Consider the following 17,974-nt stretch of genomic DNA (forward strand, 5'->3'; position numbering starts at 1 on the left):
CTGAACCTGAACGCCGGTTATTTCTTGCCGGTGACCGCAGCCACCACATCTTCGATTTGTCTGCTTTCCGCAATCGGGCCGGAAGACATCCAATGTCTTGGCGAAACTTTGAATACATGATTTTCCTTCACGGCCGGCATCACTTTCCACACCTGAAGCTGCTCAATTGCCGTCGAGGCATCCAGCTCCTTCTGCACCGTTTCCTCCGTATCGATGGAACCTCCATAAATAGCGAAAATATAATCTGCCTTAATCGAAGGCAGCTTCTCTAGCGAAGTGTTAATCCCCCAGTCATCAGAAGTTTCCTTCTGGAACTCGGCAATGCTGATATCCGGATTCAGACCAAATGCCGTGTAGACAAAGCTGAAGCTCGGGAAAAACACCTGCAACTCCTTCTCGGAAGGACGCATATAGACAACGGTTTTATCTGCTCCAACTGCAGCAGTGACCGCTTTTTTCGCTTGCTCGATCTTCTCATCATGCGCTTTAATAACCTCTTGCGCCTTATCTTCCTTGCCCAGCGCCTTGCCGATTTCAACAATAGACGACCTCCAGTCACTTGGAGCGAAAGCGATCGTCGGCGCGATTTTACTCAATGCTTCATATTTGCTCTGATCGATAGCATACTGTTGAACGATAATAAGGTCAGGCTGCGAAGCGAGAATTTCTTCATTGCTCGGCTCGTAATTTGTATCGTTAGACAGCTTAACATTCTGCTGCTTCAATTGCTCTTCCAGGTAATATCCCTTAAAGCCATAAGCGTACACCATGGGAGCCTCTAGTGACAGCATAATATCTTCTAGCCCGAATACGGCAACCCGCTTCGGATGTAAAGGAATTTCCGTCTCGCCAAATGCATGCTTAATTAATTGGGTTTGTGCCCCTTCATTTGAAGCAGTCGACGCTGGTGTTTCCTCAACCTGCTTAACATTTGTATTCGCTTGTTTGCCGCAAGCGCTAATGATTACTGCCATACAAATAAGGATGAGCAGCAACCCCAACCCCCGTGATCTTGTTTGTCCTAGCCCGCGCGCCCCTGCGCGAAAGGCTTTCTCTGTTTGATGCATGGTTTCGCCTCCACTGATAGTGATAATCATAATCATATAGATCATTATATCACCTTTGTCCCGTGAAGGAATGTGAAATCATGCCCGATTCCTCTCGTTACAGAGCACGAAATAAAGCATTGAGCTCCTGCAGCATATGGTCATGCCGGTTTGCCGTATATTCCAGAATCGGCTCTGCAAGCCAAGCATGCCCCGATGTATGATACACATGACGGCTGCGGACAGCGCGAAGCTTCCGCCAAGCCTCGGAATGCTGGAGCCGCTCCCACTCCGCCTGTGATTCCCGGTCCTTAAGTACATGAATGAGTATCGAATCCGCATCATAGGCTCCAAGCTGCTCCGCTTGGACATAATCTGTAAATGCAATCGCATCAACGCCCGGGGCGCAAGCCAGCTCCAAATCATCATACAGCACCGTTCCCGCCCGTCTTCCCCACACATTAATTCCGCGGGACGAAATGCTTATGATGAGCAGCGTTCCTTGTCTGAAAGCGGCAGGCATACACTGAGCCACAGCTTCAACCTGCTGATTGTACCGGGCTAGCCACCTTTCCCCTTCCTTCTCGCGCTCCAGAAATTGAGCGGTCAATTGCAGGTGCATCCGCCAATCTTCCTTATGCCATGGCAGGAAAAGAACGGGAGCAATTTGCCGAAGCTTCTGCTTTTCTTCCTCCGGCAGCATCTCGTCGAGCGCAACGATGCGGTCCGGGCGGGAACGCCGCAGCACCTCTAGGTTAAATTCATAATCATGGCTTAGCAGATGCTTTACATCGAAACGGTATTTTTTACGGTAATCATCGGACCAGAACTGATCGATTGGCGCGGCATACGGAATGACTTGAAGCGTCAGCAAATGTCCGATATTCGGCCAGCTGTAGGCTGCAGCCTTGCATTTGCGGTTTAACGTATAAGTTCTAGGTGATATTCCCACATGTTTGTTGAATTGGCTGCTGAAATATTGCGGGTCCTTGTAGCCGATTCTATCTACGATATCCCATAGGGGAAAGCCCTCTTCCAGCAATTGCTTCGCTTGATTCGTCCGGAGCTCTGTTAAATAATCCATCGCACTTTGCCCAAATCGCTCCTTGAACGATCTCATGAAATAATAGCGGCTCATGCCCGCCATTTCCGACAAAGCCTCAACCGTTACCGGTTCCCGGTAATGCAGTCTCATATATTCGCTGACCCGGTCCAGCGCTTCCTCATGCTGCCCCTGCTTTTTGAACAGCATATGAAGCAGTTCCTGAAAGCCCGCCTGGCTGGCAAACCGGTCAACCTCATCCACGCTATGCCAATGATCGAATATTTTCTCGCATAACGTTTGAAGCTCAGAAGGAGAAGCTGCAGGCAATCCCTCCGTTACCGGAGAAAAGTCCTCCTGCTCCTCCGCTCTAGAAGCTTCAAGATTCATTACTTCGAACGGGAATAGATACAGCTCTCTTGTTCCGACGGAGGAATAATGCATCTCAACCCGCTGACCGGGCTTTATCCAATATACTTTATCTGAACTGGCCGGGCTGAGTAATCCATCCACAATGATATTGCCCATTTGGCCGTTCAGCACGATAAATAAATGAGAAGGAGCACTTCCGTATAGCAGCTGATAATGATAGGTGCTATGGTCTTGCTTGGAAGCTTCCTTTAACCGAATCCACGCCTGATAAAGCCAATGCTTGCTCACAGGCTGGTTCGAGGACGGATGCTCAGCAATCGTCATGTCCATGTCACCCTTTCGTGAGAATGCTTCCTACTGATTGTAATTGAAAACCATTCTCAACGTCTAGTATGTATTAGATTTCTTTTGACTGCCTCAGCAGTAAGCCTTCCATACGGATATGAAAAAGATGCCTGGCGAGCCGCAGTAAGCGGTCGCCAGGCATCAAGTCTTTGTTACTATTATTTAGGTTCCTTGCCAAGAAAGCGCCAAAAGTTTTGATTCAGCATATCGTCCAAGTCCCGCTGAATTTCCGCTTCCGTCACGCTCCAGCCGCTATGATGCAGCTTTTCGTATTTGTCCGCCAGCACGCTGCCGATAATTTTCCGCGAATGCTCCCACTTGTAAATAAGCTGCTCAAATACGCGGCAGTCGGAATGCTGCGGGATCATGGAGGTGCCGAGCAGTTCAACGCGGAAACGAGTCATTTCCTCGACCATCGATTCAATGTGCAGGAACCACCAGCAGCCGAAAATCATCAAATTGCGGAATTTGCGGGCGAGTACCGTTAGTTCATGCTGATTTTCCCTCGCCAGCATCGTAATGAGGAACTTTTGCTCCGGATAACGGCGGCATAACGCTTCTACAGCTGTTACATCTGAGCGCATGCTCATATCGCCGGCCAGACCAAGCGATGGATTCACCCTTCTGCGGACGCCAATCATCAGCGCAAACGGAATGCTCTGTTCCCCGCATACCGGCACCATCACTTCATCAATCATTTTGCTCCAATGGTCATCTGCCGGGTAGACAAATTCGCCAGGCATGGATACTGCAAGGTAGAGGGCGTCCATTCTTACGATCCACTCCGACAGGAAACGGCGCGTCTCTTCTTTTGTCCGTTCGGTCCACTCTGTCTGCACGTCATATCCGAGTTTTTGCAGCTCTTTTACCGCATGAGGCCAATCGTTCAACAAGCTGTCTACACGAAGAGCCGCATAAAACCGAGGATCAGCGTTTCCTTGACCCGCCAGCCATACCGGACGTTCAACGGAATCGAAAGGATCGTTGGTCATAACGATTTTGCTCACTCCGGAAATTTGCATGACGGTATCGACTTGCTCCTGAACCGTACGTTTGGCCAGCGCCTCCCGGTAATCGTCGAGATTGCGGGAAGATACGTCCAGCCCCAGCCGCTGCAGAATCGTAATAAATCCGGTCGCCGCTTCACTTAACGGAGAATGATCAAGGAACAGCCTTTGCCATATCCAGTCCGCTTGTTCGCGCTTGGTCATCGACCAGAAATGGCTGTATTCTTCCTCCGACCACCGGAACGATTCCGAAATGAGATAGTGATAGGTAAGCAGCTCGTCAACGCCCCACAGCAGCAGATCGCCAAATTCCGGCGCATACAAATGGGTATGCATATCGGTAACAGGAGTTGTCATGGCCAGACGTTCCACCGTTTGCCGAAGCTCAGCCAAGCTTACGACTGCTTGCGTTTGCGTATGTGTCGTCATCTTCAGTTCTCCCCTTTAGCTTCTAGTCGTCCGATGGACAGATAAACCTCGTTATAGACCGTCTCCAGTGAAACACAGAAAGCTCTTGCTGCTTGCGCTGCATCCTCATATTCGGGAGATTGCCTGATGATACGGCCTCCCTCGAGCGCTTGTTTAACCCGTATCATTCCGTATTTTGTTTCCGCCTCGATCCATTGTCTGTCCAGCGCCCTGCGTGTCCATTCACTGCGCCTAACGCCAAAGGTCGACGTCTCTGCAAGCAGCGTATCCTCGCATAGCTCAGCAGTGGGCGGGTAGCATAATACGCTTATCAGAACACCCGGCCGGTTTTTCTTCATATATACAGGCGTGTAATACACATCAAGCGCTCCCGCTTCAAAGAGCCGCTCCATTGCATAACCAAGCCTTTCGCCGGTAGAATCATCTACCTGCGCTTCAAGGACGATAACCGTTTCTTTTGATAGGGTCCCTTGCCGCTGATCTTGTTCTTGCTCCTGCTTGTACAACACCGCCCGCACTACGTTCGGATGCTCGAAGTTTTTGGTTCCTGCCCCATAGCCGATGCGATCGATCGTGCCGGCGGGCAAAGTGGCGAACTCCGCCGCCAGTGCTTTGACAATACCCGCGCCTGTTGGCGTGGTCAGCTCCCCCTTGGCTGTAAACGGCGATAACGGAACGCCGCGGAGCAGCTCCGCCGTTGCCGGTGCAGGAATCGGGTACAGGCCATGAGCCATCCGAAGCCTGCCAGTCCCTGTTGGCACAGGGGAAACGATGATCCGGCTAACGTCAAGACTTTCCAGTGCAAGACAAACGCCGATGATGTCCAGTATGGAATCCATCGCTCCAACTTCGTGAAAGTGAACGTCCGCCGGATTCATGCCGTGGATTTTTCCTTCGGCCTCAGCAATGAGGTGAAAGATAGCCAGACTCCTTGCTTTAACCCGTTCCGGCAAGCTTGATTGCTCAATCATCTCAATAATGTCCGAAGCCTTCCGATGCTCATGATGGTGGCCGTGATCATGATGATGATCGTGCTCGTCATGAGTATGATGGTCATGGTAAGAATGATGATGGCTATGAGCGTGGTCATGATGATGATCATACTCGTCATGGCTATGATGATCATGGTGATGATGACTATGGGTATGATCGTGACTGTCATGGTGGACGTGTCCATGGTTATGCCCGTGTTCATGCGTATGAGAATGAACGTGAACATGGTTATGCCCGTGAGTGTGCGCATCGTGGCTATGATGATGATCATGCCCGTGATCGTGCTCATGCACGTCATTGTCGAAGCTTAGCTTCAGCCATTTTGCCGTAATGCCCCTGCGGTCCACACTGACAAATTCCATCGTGAAAGCGTCGATTGGCAGGCTGGAAAGGTGATGAACGATGTAGGCAGCGTCCGCACCTGCATCGACCAAAGCCGATAGCGTCATATCGCCTGCAATGCCAGAAATACAATCCAAATAGAGCGTCCTCATGCTACTTGCCCTCCGCTACTAGTTGTAGAATCATGCCTGCCTGAAAGCCTGCTCCGAAGCCGTTATCGATGTTTACGACGGTAACTCCAGCTGCACACGAGGTCATCATGGCGAGCAGCGTCGTTATGCCTTGCAAATTAGCTCCATACCCTACCGAAGTAGGTACGGCGATTACCGGTCTTCGCACGAGACCTCCAACGACACTCACTAACGCGCCTTCCATGCCGGCTACGCCAATGACAACAGAGGCTTCGCGAATTCTGTCCTTTTGGCTAAGCAGCCGGTCAATGCCTGCGACGCCGACATCGAATATCCGGTCCACCTCGCAGCCCATCCATTCGGCTGTTCCGGCTGCTTCTTCCGCGACCGGAATGTCTGAGGTGCCGCCAGTCAATACCGCTACTTTTCCCGGCAGCATTCGTGCCGATTGTCCAAGTGAGATAAGCCGCGACACCTTGTCATAACGCGCTTCCGGGTAGCTCGCGAGCACTCGCTCTGCCATTTCTTCTGTAGCCCGCGTAACCAATGCACGGCCATGAACTTCAGCCAGCCGGGCAAAGATCACCTCTACCTGACCGGCAGTTTTCCCCATTCCAAATACAACCTCCGGATGCCCCGTCCGCTCATCACGGCCAACGTCCAGCTTGCAAAATCCAAGATCCTCGAATTCATTCATCCTGCCGTACCCCCAAGCTTCAACGCCTTATTCATGCTGCCGCTGCGATAACCGGTCAAATCCATCGCAACGTAGAGATAACCCAGCTCCTTCAATCGAAAAGAAATTTCTGTCGAGTGCGCCAGCAGACGTTCCATGACAGCCGGCTCCACCTCGATCCGGGCAATATCGCCATGGCTCCTTACTCTCACTTGACCGAATCCGAGCGAGCGGATATATCGTTCAGCCTCTCCAACCCGTCCCAGCTTCTCGATCGTAATCGTCTCCCCGTAAGCGATCCGCGAGGAAAGACATGCGAAGCTTGGTTTACTCCATGTCGGCAGACCATGCTCGCGGGATAAATCACGAATTTCTTCCTTGAACAGTCCCGCCTCCTGCAGCGGTCCGCGAACTCCCCGTTCTTTGGCCGCCTGTACGCCAGGACGGTGCTCATTCATGTCATCGGCGATCAGCCCATAGACGATATGCTTGTAGGCACCGTCCGCAATAAACGGCTCCAAATGCTCAAACAGGCTTCTTTTGCAAAAATAACAGCGGTTGGCGTTGTTTTCCTTATACCCCGGAATGCTTAATTCCGACGTCTCGATAACCTGATGCCGCGCACCGATCTTTTTCGCCAGTTGGATCGCTTCCTCAAGCTCTTCCGTCGGATAAGTCTCGGAATCGGCAGTAACAGCCAAAACCCGGTCAGCGCCCAGCGTTCTAATTGCGGCATCCAGCAAAAAAGTGCTGTCCACGCCTCCCGAGAACGCAACGACAACGGATTCCATTTCGGAGAGAATCGTCTGAAGCTTAGCGTATTTATCATGCATGATTCTGTATTCCTCCTTCGGCTAACGGTTGCTCGCAGGCTGCAGCTTGGCAATGTCTCGCATCGGCTCTTTCAACCGGTCGTATAGATTCAAATAGAAAGGAAGCAGCGCTTCATACTTTTCGTAATTGGACAAATCCGGCTCATAGCGTGTGCCCTTCAATTGATTCCAGCGCAGCAGCGGGCCGCTGCAGTCTTCCATGGCATACAGCCCCAGTTGGGCAGCGCCTAGGCCTGAGCTTTCTACCGAATCCGGCACACTGACCGGAACGCCCAGCATATCGGCCAGCATCTGGCACCATAGCGCGGAACGGGCAAAACCGCCCGAGGCCCGAATCTCCTTCGGCTTCTCGCCAGCTTGCTTCATTAAAGAAATGATCGCCGCAATCTGGAACATTACACCTTCCAATGCAGCGCGCAGCATGTCAGTCTCCGTATGGGCCAAAGTCAACCCGAACATTACGCCCTTGGCCTGAGCGTCCCAGAATGGCGCCCTTTCTCCGGATAACAGCGGCAGAAACAACAAGCCGTTCGCGCCTGCCGGAGAAGCTGCAGCTAACGGAAGAACCTCTTCCAGCGGCTTGCCGGGATAAAGCCGTTCCGAAATCCACTGGGCGACAATTGCTCCATTATTGGAAGGGCCGCCGACAATCCAGTACGATTCTGTCAACGCATAGCAGAACAGCCGTCCCTCCGGATCAAAGGTCGGGCGCTGGACAGCTGTACGTACCGCACCGCTTGTGCCGATCGTAACTGCCATCACGCCCTCCTCTACAGCTCCAATACCGAGATTGGCCAATACGCCGTCCTGTGCACCAACGATAAATGAAGTATTCGCATCCAGTCCCATCCGCTTCGACGGCTCGCTCAGCAAGCCTTCAATACGGTGCGTTGTCGGTACGAGCTGCGGCAGCTGCTCCTCGTGAACACCAGCCAACTGCAGCGCTTCCGCATCCCAAGAGAGGGTTTTCAAATTGAACATCCCCGTAGCGCTGGCCAGTGAATAATCCATCACAATAACTCCGAATAACTTATTCAGCACATATTCCTTTATGCCGATAAAATGCTGCGCAGCATGAAACAGCTCCGGGCGCTCCTCCCGCATCCAGATCAGCTTGACGAGCGGCGACATCGGGTGAATGGGCGTACCCGTCCGGGAATAGACTGCCAGTCCTGTACCGTCGCTCAACAAGCGCTCCGCCTGGACGGCGCTGCGCTGGTCCGCCCAGGTGATGCTTGGTGTAAGCGGCGCGCCCTCTCCATCAACAAGGATCAAGCTATGATTGGCTGAGCTGAAGGCGACGCAGCGGATATCAGCCGCCGTCCAGCCGCCATTCTTCATTACAGCGGCAACGCCATCCAGCACCGCCTCGTATATAACGTCCGGATCCTGCTCGGCATAACCTGGACTCGGTGTGTGCAGCGGGTACCCGATAGAGTGGCTGCCATGAATGTTTCCGTCCGCGTCCACAGCCAGCGTCTTCGTGCTGGTCGTGCCGATATCGATCGCTAATACTATTTTCATCGTCATTTCGCCAAATATCCTTCCTCGTCAAACGTCCATTCATATGGGCCTTCCAAAATCTCAATCCGCGGATTCGCCTTGGCTTCCTCCAAGAGCGATTCCGAAATTTCAATTTCGCCGAGATGCAGCGTATCCCTGATCCGAGCCAGTCTGCACGTCGTATAGTCTAAAATATTGCAGGTCTTAATCGCCGCTTTAATCGCATCGCGGTCATCAGCAAGCGTAGTCGCCTGCTTCGTTGGCGCGCATACCGTGGACGTAAGGCCATTCGCATACGTTCCCGGCCAGTCCGTCTTGCCGACCAAGCGGCTGGTCGTAAAGTCAGCGGTACCTACCCCGTTGGCATTCCCTTTCGATTCTGGGGTAAGATCGAGAACGACCATTTTGTTCACATCCGGTCCGCCATGGGCGTAAGGCGTCGGATAACGGCCGGTAACGTTGGGATCGGCACCGTCGCCGCTAATGTTTTTACCGATATAATCAATAACGAGCACATCCAGCTGGGAAAAAAGAATTTGAGGCAGGCGGCTTTTCGCCTCGACAAGCAGCTCCTTCTCTCTCTCCTCCATCCTGTCAACGCCAAGCACCTCAATACGGCAAATTTGGTCATAGGCATTCTCTACGACGGCAACGCCGAAGTGAATCGGGAGCTTCTGAATCATCACCCGGGCCATAGCCGGAACATTCTCCGCCATATATTTGAAGCCAAGCTGATGGCAGGCTTCCGCTCCCTTTTGCTTGCCGAGACCGATGGAAATCATTTTGAGCAGGCCGCTTTCAATCGCTCCGCGAAACGCTGTATGCGGCTTGATCCGGTTGATCACGACGATAGCATCCGCCTCTGTCGCCGCTATTTTATCGCAATAAATCGGCAAGCCGTTAGGCAGCCGGTCCAGCTCGACAACTTCCATGGAGGAACGAACGGGACAGCCCATCCGCTCTTCATCGATGCCCAGATGCGCCAGCACCTCCGCTTGGCCTTTCGCGGAAGCGCCTCCATGACTGCCCATGCAAGGCACGATAAACGGCTCTGCTCCGATGCGCTTCAACTCATCAATGAGCGTCTTCGTCAGCTCCGCAATACGGGAAATTCCCCGGCTACCGACCGCTACCGCCACTTTTTGCCCCGCTTGGATTTTGCCCATAGACGGTTCGCTCCGCAGTTGGCGTTCAAGCTCTCCAAGCGGATCATCCAATATCGTGTCGTCAAAGGACTGGCGAATTTTCACCATCCTTGGAATCGGCGTATGCTCTACTAGGCTTCTCAATAAGTCACTCATAGTGTCATCGCTCCAAATCCTCCGTCAACCCGAAGCAGCGCTCCGGTGACAAATGATGATGCTTTGGCGGAAGCCAAATATACGACCGTTCCTTGCAGCTCTTCCGGATCACCGAAGCGGTTCATCGGCGTATGCCTCATAATCGACTCTACCCGTTCCGGCGATAGAATCGCTCTGTTCTGTTCAGCCGGGAAAAAGCCCGGAATAATCGCATTGACCCTTACCCGGTCCGGAGCAAACTCGCGGGCGAGAAACTGGGTGACACTATTGACGCCAGCTTTCGAAGCGGAATAGGTGAACACTTTGGAAAGCGGCGGCGACGAGGATACGGAAGAAATATTAATAATAGAGCCGCCTTCGCCTTGCTCAATCATCTGTTTGCCGAATACCTGGCAGGCAAGCACGACACTCTTCAAATTCACGTCCATAATACGGTCCCATTCGTCCATGGTGAGGTCAAAAAACGGTGTTGTGCTGTTCGTCCCGGAGGCGTTGACTAGCGTATCCACCCGGCCTCCCCATTGCAAAACCTGTTCAAGCACCGACTCCAGCTCGGCTTTGTTAGTAGCGTCCGCTTGGAGGGCAACCGCTTGACCGCCTCCTGCTTCGATCTCAGCGCATACCCGGTTGGCCTTTTCCATATCCCGGCCGACGACTGCTACCTTTGATCCGGCTGCCGCCAGCGCAGACGACATCGCGCCGCCCAGCACGCCATTGCCGCCGATGACGACAGACACTGTATTTTGCAAATTAAACATCAGCTTAACCACCCTTTTCACCATAATAACAACGTTGTTATTGTTATGATAGCTGAATCTTCAATTGCTGTCCAGCAGAAAATAATGCGCTTTCTTTTCTGAAAAAGCTGTATTATGATAAGCTCATTCTACGAACTCGTTCGCCAACAGTTTCCCCGGAGGTCAACCAAATATGGTCACCATTAAAGATATTGCCGAGCGCGCAGGCGTCAGCTTCTCAACCGTCTCCAAGGCGCTGAGAGACAGCCCGCTCGTGCAGGACAAAACCAAACAGCATATTCTGTCCATCGCCAAAGAAATGGGCTACCAGCCCAACATCGCGGCCCGCAGTCTCGTGTCCCGGAAAAGCGGGGCCATTGGCGTCGTATGGCCATCCATAGAACGCGCTGCACTCTCCTCGCTCTTAACGAAAGTGAATGAAGAGCTTGAAAAACAAGGCTATATTACGCTGCTGTCGATCAGCCATATGGAATCAGCCGTTGAGATTTTCCGCCGCTACCAAGTGGACGCTATTCTCGTATTTGGAGATAAGGACAGTATTGCCGGCTTCACCCGCGTAAATCCGCCGCAAATTCCGATTTTGACCTATGGCACAGCCGGACATACCGCGCATTCCGCGGTTGATGTCAACCGGGGTCAGGCGATCCGGCTCGCCGTCCGCCATTTGGTTCAGCTGGGACACCGGCAGATCGCCTATATCGGGGAACCGGATAGCCCCGATCCTCTGCAGACCGTCAAGATCGAAGCCTTCCGCGAGGAAATCCTTCAACTGGGCCTGCCTTATGATCCCGATACCGTTCTGCAGTTGAGCGGCCTGGAATTCCATGACGGCTACATGGCGGCTCGCGCCATGCTTGAGAGATCGGTTAGGCCCACGGCTGTCATAAGCGGCGGTATCGATCTAACGCGAGGCATGCTGCGGGCAATTGGAGAGCATGGCCTTCGCGTGCCGGAAGATATATCGATCGTCAGCTACGACAACCTTCCCCAGATGGAGGAAATCGGCGTGCCGATGACTGTAGTCGGCGCAGCAATCTCGACGATTGCTGCGGCTATTGCAGCTGCGATTTTCGAGCTGATTGAGGAACCCGCATCGGTAAAAACGGTGTTCTTAGAGCCGGAGCTCATCGTCCGCGCTTCTACCGTCCGGCTGCAAGCCTGATGGGCAGCCGGGCAATCATATTTGTGCTAGCAGGAAGCGGTTAAGACCCTCTGAGGGTCTTATAGCATTTGTATTTGCCCTCATGGGGGCCGGTTAAGGCCCTCTAAGGGTCTTAACCGCATGAAAACTACGCCTCGATTCCTTATTTTCCGCCCATCTGTTGGCGTTAAGACCCTCTGAGGGTCTTAACGCATTACATTTGACCTCATGGGGGCCGGTTAAGGCCCTCTAAGGGTCTTAACCGCATGAAAACTACGCCACACTCCGTTGTTTTCCGGCCATCCGTTGTCGTTAAGACCCTCTGAGGGTCTTAACGCATTGCATTCGGCATCATGGGGGCCGATTAAGTCCCTCTCAGGGTCTTAAACATGTGAAAACTACGCCTCGATCCCTTATTTTCCGGCCATTTGTTGACGTTAAGACCCTCTGAGGGTCTTATGGCATTACATTTGCCCTCACAGGGGCCGGTTAAGGCCCTCTCAGGGTCTTATCTGCATGAAAACAACGCCATACTCCGTTATTTTCCGCCCATTCGTTGAGGTTAAGACCCTCTAAGGGTCTTAACGCATTACATTTGACCTCATGGGGGCCGGTTAAAGCCCTCTAAGGGTCTTAACCGCATGGAAACAACGCCTCGCTACGTTGTTCTTCGGCCATTCGTTGACGTTAAGTCTCTCTGAGGGTCTTATGGCATTACATTTGACCTCACAGCAGCTGGTTAAGGCCTTCTCGGGGTCTTAACCAAGTGGAGACGAGGCTACACACAATTGAAAAAGCCGCGCACAGCGCGGCCTTAAAGAAAAGAGAACCGGCTGCCTTGTCAATGAAGGCAGCCGGTTCTCAAACACTCTAAAAAACAGAAGAAGGCTATGCTTCTTCTTCAGCAACGGCATCAAACGCCTTGTTCTTCTCCGCGAACCTCGCGTTATGCGACGAAACCTGCGCCCTCTGCGGTGCATCGGGGTCCAAATACCGCTTCGCGCTGTTAACCGCCAGCGCCGCATCGGTAAAGGCGCCGGCAAGCAAATACAATTTGCTGCCGTAATTGGCTGCATCGCCGGCTACGAAGATGCCCGGCAAATTCGTTGCCAGCTTCTCATCCGCTGTGAAATTCCAGTCCTCTCTCTGCAGTCCCCAGTCCACAACAGGACCAAAATCGCCCCGCATTCCATGATTAATCAGCACGGCATCCACCGCAATCTGCTCGGAGTTCTCTGACGGCTCTCCGTCCGCATTGACTGGCGCAATAGACACCGCTTCAATCCGGTCTCGGTCTCCATGGCTATGCAATTGAGTAACGGCATAGGGAATAAGAACCCGAGCGGAAGACTCCTTCATCCGTCTCACGCTTCGCTCATGTCCGCCGAACCGTTCACGCCGATGTACGACGGTAACGGATGAAGCGATGCTCACCAGCTCATTCGCCCAATCCACCGCAGAATCTCCTCCGCCGGATATGAGCACCCGTTTGCCGCGAAAGCTTTCCAATTCCTCCACCGTGTAATAAAGATTGGTCACTTCATATCGTTCGGCACCGGAAATATCCAGCTTGGCGAGCTTCAGCACCCCGTGACCGACAGCCAGAATCAAGGTTTTACTGAGATGCTGCTCCCCGCTTTCGGCCGTAAGCAGCATCGTCCCGTCAGCAAGCCTCTCCATTCCCGTAATCTGCTGTCCCAATACGATAGTTGGTTCAAACGTATACGCCTGCTCAATCAATTGCCGGGTGAGCTGGCTGCAGCGGATTGGGGTTACTCCGCCGACATCCCAGATCATTTTTTCCGGATAAATAAGCGTTCTGCCGCCAAGCTCCTCCTTGGCTTCAATCAGCTTCGTCTTCATATCGCGCATCCCGCTATAAAAGGCAGCATACAGGCCGGAGGGGCCTCCGCCGATAATCGTAACGTCATAAAGCTCCAGCTTATCTGTCATCTCACTTGCCTCCCTCTAAACCTTCTTGCGCTTAAACAGCAAATACATGAAAAAAGGCGCACCGATGCCCGCAGTAAATACGCCCGCGGGAATATCAAGCGGCTGGAAAAGCAGCCGTCCCGCCAGATCAGCCAATAGCAAAATAATCGAGCCCAACAGCGCCGACACAGGAATAATTATTTTATAAGAATTGCCTCCAAGTCTCCTCGCAATATGCGGTGCCATCAGCCCGATAAAAGAAATCATCCCGGCCACTCCGACTGCAGCCCCGGCAAGCGCAACACTATAAAACAATAGGATCATCCGGCTGAGCTGAATGCGGCTTCCAAGTCCGCGGGCTGTCTCTTCTCCCAGTGACTGCACATTCAATTCCTTCGCGTACAGCAGAGCGAGCGGGATAAATAGAGCTACCCAAGGCCAGAGCACTTTAATATAGCTCCAGTTCGTTCCGTAAATGCTGCCGGTCATCCAGTTCAGCACCTGAGCAGCCAAATAAGCCGGTCCGCTAATAAGCAGAAAAGTTGTCAGCGCCCCCATCGCTGTGGAGATGCCAATTCCGATCAGCACCAGCCGGAATGGCGACACGCCTCTTTTCCAAGCGAACACATAATTCAGCACAACAGCTGCGATTGCCCCGGCTATTGCGATGAACGGGACCCAGTGAATACTGTACCCTGTCATCAAGGTCATGAACGCAACGACTGCAACGGAAGCGCCTCCTGTAACCCCAAGCAGATCGGGCGACGCTAACGGATTGCGAATCACGCCTTGCAGAATAGCACCGGCAACAGCCAAAGCTGCTCCAATCAATACAGCAGCCAGTATACGCGGGAGACGGAACTGCATGATAATTAAATTACTGTTTTCCGTGTTGCTTCCCGTTAGTGAAAGCCAAATTTCGTGGATCGGCACCTTTACTCCGCCCAATGACAGGCTAAGAAGGGACAGGAGAACAACCGCAGCAAATAAAGAGAATAGGATGACGATATATTTCATAGAGCGTTGTCTAGACATGCCTCCTCCTTCTAGCCGCATGAATCAGAAACGGAACTCCGATTATCGCAGTCGCCACGCCCACAGGAACTTCCTTGCCATCTAGGATGAAACGTGCGCCCAAATCGGCTGTCACCAGCAAAATAGCCCCAATTACGGCGCAGTAAGGAAGCAGCCATCTGTAATCATTGCCGATCAAATATTTGCAAAGATGCGGAACGATTAGCCCGATGAAGGCAATCGGTCCGGCCGCCGATACCGAGCTGCCCGCCAGCAGGACGATTGCAGCGGCCGACAGCAGGCGGACGAAGGTCAGGCGCTGGCCCAAGCTTTTGGCACCGTCATCGCCAAGAGCCATAATGTTGAGCGATCCGGCAAGCAGCGCAGCGAGCAGCAGACCCGCAGCCATATACGGCAGCACCATCAGCAGATGCTCCAGATTTCTTCCCTCTACGGAGCCGATCATCCAGAACAGCGCCGATTCTAGCGATTGCTTGTCAATCAATATAATGCCGGATGTAATCGAGGTAGCGAAAGCAGCGATGCAGGCGCCAGCCAGCGTCAGCTTAATCGGCTCGAACCCTCCGCCCTGCAAGCCCAATACGTAGACGATCATCGAAGTCGTAATCGCGCCGGCAAAAGCGAGCCACACCATTCCGTTCATCGTTAGAGAAGCGCCAAATGTCGTTAAGCCGATCACAATAAATAATACCGCCCCGGCATTCACTCCAAATACCGAAGGGGATGCTATCGGGTTTCGTGTCAGCACCTGCATCACAGCGCCAGCTACTGCAAGACTGGCCCCTACCAAAGCAGCGATTAATGCTCTTGGCACTCGCGCGGTTGTTAGAATAAGATGGTCATTGGAACCGTCGAAGCTGCTGTACGCCAGCCACAAATCCTTAATTCCGTAAAGATGAAGGCCAAATAAAATGCTGCATAGAACGCTGATTAGCAGCAGCAGGACTGCTGCTGCAAGCCCTATAGTCTTGCTCTTGTTGCTTCGCATCACGAAGAGCTTATTTCCGCCCACCACAAGCCTCCTATTGGTCACAAGATCTGAAATCATTAAGAAGCTGACGCGACAACGACGCCAGCTTCACATCTAACTTTATTTCACGTCAAAATAAGCAACAATTTCGTCCAGCAGCAGATTAGCCGCTTCATAACCGCCTGCTGAATTCCAAATTCCCTCATCGACTTGAATGACTTTATCATTTTTCGTTACGTTCAGGTTTTGGAACAAAGGATCCTTTTTCCATTCCTCAACAACTTTAGCGGCATCCGTCTTGCCCGGATTTTCCGATACGAAGTAGAACATCACGTCGCCGTCCATGCTCGGAATCGTCTCCTTGGACATTACTTCAATGAAGGAATCCTTGTCTTGCGATTCAGGACGGGCAATGCCCAGCTGATTCAGCAGAACGCCCGAGAACGTTTGCTTCTGATAAATACGCACCTGTTTCGCTGAGAAGCGTACAACCGACACTTTCGTATCCGCTTTGCTGCCGAGCTTGCCCTTCACTTCTTCCACACGCTTATCGAAAGCAGCCATCGCTTGCTCGCCTTCCTGCTGCTTATTCAACGCTTCCGAATATAGCTTAAAGTTGATTTTCCAGTCTCCCGCCAAATCATCCGAGAAAACCGTCGGCGCAATTTGCTTCAGCTGCTCGTAGATTTTTTCCTGGCGGACCTTGTTCCCGATAATGAGATCCGGCTTCAGGCTCGCAATCAGCTCGATATTGGGCTGCAGCTCATCCCCAACTACCGTCACACCTTCCATATCTTCCTTGATATGATCATACCAAGGATCGCCGATCCAAGATTGTACGGCGCCAACCGGCTTAATGCCCATAGCCAGCAATGCTTCTGTACCTTCATTCGTCAATATAACGACACGCTCAGGGTTGCCGGTAAGCGTCTCTTCCCCCATCGCATGCTTAATTACTCGCGTTGTCGCCTCAGCAGCTGTGTTAGCAGCCGGGCTGGCTGTAGCCGTTGCCGCAACGTTGCCGCTTGGCGTGTTGCCGTTCGTTGCGCCTGAATTCGTTCCGCCTGTCGAGCATGCGCTCAAAAACAATGCGAAACAAAATAATAGTGTTGCTGCCATTGCCGTTCTAGACTTCCTGTACATTGGTAAATCCCCTTCTCGTTTAGATTGATAACGATTCTCAAACTCATTACCAATATAACGTTGATGCCTTCTCGCAACAATGGGATATTTGAACAAGTAGGATGGATTATTTGGACGCTGTTTTTGCTGCTGTGCTTTTTCTTTGAACAGGGTTGGCGAAACGCCCTCATGCTTCTTGAATATCCGGCTAAAATAATAGCTGTCCGCATAACCGACGCTTTCGGATATATCCTTCAACGTCAGCTCTGTCGTCAGCAGCAATTCCTTCGCTTTGTTCATCCGGACTTGAATTAAATAATCAATCGGGCTTGTTCTCACTTGCTTCTTGAACGACCGCAGCAGCTGACGCGAGCTGCAATCCAGCATCTCCAGCAAGGATTCAAGCGTAACCGGCTCCATATAGCGCTCATGAATATATTGAATGGCCTGCGCCACAAGATCCGGCTTCACGGACACGACACTCTGGCGTTCCATCTGTTCAAAAATAACATAGAGCAATTGATAAAATACCGATTTGATATGTAATTTATCTAACGTATCCGATCGTTCCCATACTTTACTCAGCATCGTCACGTTATGAAAGACCGGAATCGGATAATGAGGTGTGAACGAATATTGCATCCGGAAAGGATTGTTCTGCTCCATGAGCTTAACTAACTCTGGGCGGGCCGGAAGCGCAAGCACCGCTTTATACAAAATCATGTAATACTCCAATAACTCCTCTGCCGCAATATCCAGGCAAAGCCCTTTGCCGCCGTGAAGGATGCTGAACCGGCCCATCGTATGCTGCACTCCGTCTAGCCGAATCTGCGCACTGCCGCGTGTAATGTAGAAGAAGGCGCTGGAGGGCAGCCGATAGGCGCTCAATTCCTCACCTTGTTCCATCTTCGTATGGCGTACATCTATTATTTTTATGAGTGTATGATCCCATAGTCTGACGTGGTCACTAAGGTTCACCGCTCGTTCTCCCCTTCC

14 protein-coding genes are annotated in these 17,974 nt (G+C 52.2%); 1 reads left to right on the forward strand and 13 read right to left on the reverse strand.

Features of this window, described 5'->3' with window-relative positions; all coding sequences use genetic code 11:
• Positions 1-17: 17 nt before the first annotated feature.
• The 9 genes from ACFVVF_RS08955 to ACFVVF_RS08995 form a co-directional block, all read right to left on the reverse strand.
• Positions 18-974, reverse strand: a complete 957-nt coding sequence (locus ACFVVF_RS08955) for an ABC transporter substrate-binding protein (RefSeq protein WP_387807351.1) — start codon at positions 972-974, stop codon at positions 18-20.
• A gap of 190 nt (positions 975-1,164) precedes the next feature.
• Positions 1,165-2,784: a helix-turn-helix domain-containing protein gene (locus ACFVVF_RS08960; protein WP_387807354.1), complete on the reverse strand. Its 1,620-nt coding sequence runs from the start codon at positions 2,782-2,784 to the stop codon at positions 1,165-1,167.
• Positions 2,785-2,963: 179 nt separating this feature from the next.
• The gene (locus ACFVVF_RS08965; RefSeq protein ID WP_387807357.1) at positions 2,964-4,241 is read right to left on the reverse strand and encodes a glucuronate isomerase; all 1,278 of its coding nucleotides are present in this window, start codon (positions 4,239-4,241) and stop codon (positions 2,964-2,966) included.
• A gap of 2 nt (positions 4,242-4,243) precedes the next feature.
• A complete protein-coding gene (gene larC / locus ACFVVF_RS08970) occupies positions 4,244-5,728 on the reverse strand; it encodes a nickel pincer cofactor biosynthesis protein LarC (RefSeq protein ID WP_387807360.1) in 1,485 nt (494 codons plus the stop codon).
• A gap of 1 nt (position 5,729) precedes the next feature.
• On the reverse strand, positions 5,730-6,404 hold the full coding sequence (gene larB / locus ACFVVF_RS08975; protein ID WP_387807363.1) for a nickel pincer cofactor biosynthesis protein LarB: 675 nt from the start codon (positions 6,402-6,404) through the stop codon (positions 5,730-5,732).
• Complete coding sequence (larE, locus tag ACFVVF_RS08980; protein ID WP_387807366.1) at positions 6,401-7,216, reverse strand: ATP-dependent sacrificial sulfur transferase LarE; 816 nt, start codon at positions 7,214-7,216, stop codon at positions 6,401-6,403. The genes larB and larE overlap by 4 nt, the downstream gene beginning before the upstream one ends.
• 21 nt (positions 7,217-7,237) lie before the next feature.
• Positions 7,238-8,740: a gluconokinase gene (locus tag ACFVVF_RS08985; RefSeq protein WP_387807369.1), complete on the reverse strand. Its 1,503-nt coding sequence runs from the start codon at positions 8,738-8,740 to the stop codon at positions 7,238-7,240.
• 2 nt (positions 8,741-8,742) lie between these two features.
• A complete protein-coding gene (locus ACFVVF_RS08990; RefSeq protein ID WP_387807372.1) occupies positions 8,743-10,020 on the reverse strand; it encodes a nickel pincer cofactor-dependent isomerase, group 22 in 1,278 nt (425 codons plus the stop codon).
• Positions 10,017-10,778: an SDR family oxidoreductase gene (locus ACFVVF_RS08995; RefSeq protein ID WP_387807375.1), complete on the reverse strand. Its 762-nt coding sequence runs from the start codon at positions 10,776-10,778 to the stop codon at positions 10,017-10,019. The genes ACFVVF_RS08990 and ACFVVF_RS08995 overlap by 4 nt, the downstream gene beginning before the upstream one ends.
• Positions 10,779-10,950: 172 nt before the next feature.
• On the opposite strand from ACFVVF_RS08995, the gene ACFVVF_RS09000 reads away from it, so the two are divergent.
• A complete protein-coding gene (locus ACFVVF_RS09000) occupies positions 10,951-11,940 on the forward strand; it encodes a LacI family DNA-binding transcriptional regulator (RefSeq protein WP_387807378.1) in 990 nt (329 codons plus the stop codon).
• Between the two features lie 867 nt (positions 11,941-12,807).
• On the opposite strand, the gene ACFVVF_RS09005 is transcribed toward ACFVVF_RS09000, so the two are convergent.
• The 4 genes from ACFVVF_RS09005 to ACFVVF_RS09020 all read right to left on the reverse strand — a co-directional run bounded on the left by ACFVVF_RS09005 (position 12,808) and on the right by ACFVVF_RS09020 (position 17,956).
• Positions 12,808-13,872 (reverse strand): NAD(P)/FAD-dependent oxidoreductase, encoded by a 1,065-nt coding sequence (locus ACFVVF_RS09005; RefSeq protein WP_387807380.1) that lies wholly within the window; start codon positions 13,870-13,872, stop codon positions 12,808-12,810.
• 15 nt (positions 13,873-13,887) lie between these two features.
• The gene (locus ACFVVF_RS09010) at positions 13,888-14,886 is read right to left on the reverse strand and encodes a FecCD family ABC transporter permease (RefSeq protein ID WP_387807383.1); all 999 of its coding nucleotides are present in this window, start codon (positions 14,884-14,886) and stop codon (positions 13,888-13,890) included.
• Positions 14,879-15,874 (reverse strand): FecCD family ABC transporter permease, encoded by a 996-nt coding sequence (locus ACFVVF_RS09015; RefSeq protein WP_387808952.1) that lies wholly within the window; start codon positions 15,872-15,874, stop codon positions 14,879-14,881. Before ACFVVF_RS09015 ends, ACFVVF_RS09010 begins: the two co-directional genes overlap by 8 nt.
• A gap of 102 nt (positions 15,875-15,976) precedes the next feature.
• Entirely contained in the window at positions 15,977-17,956 is a 1,980-nt protein-coding gene (locus ACFVVF_RS09020) for an ABC transporter substrate-binding protein (protein ID WP_387807386.1), read from the reverse strand.
• Positions 17,957-17,974 lie beyond the last annotated feature (18 nt).

Source organism: Paenibacillus sp. NPDC058174 (genome assembly GCF_042883865.1).
Lineage (GTDB): Bacteria > Bacillota > Bacilli > Paenibacillales > Paenibacillaceae > Pristimantibacillus.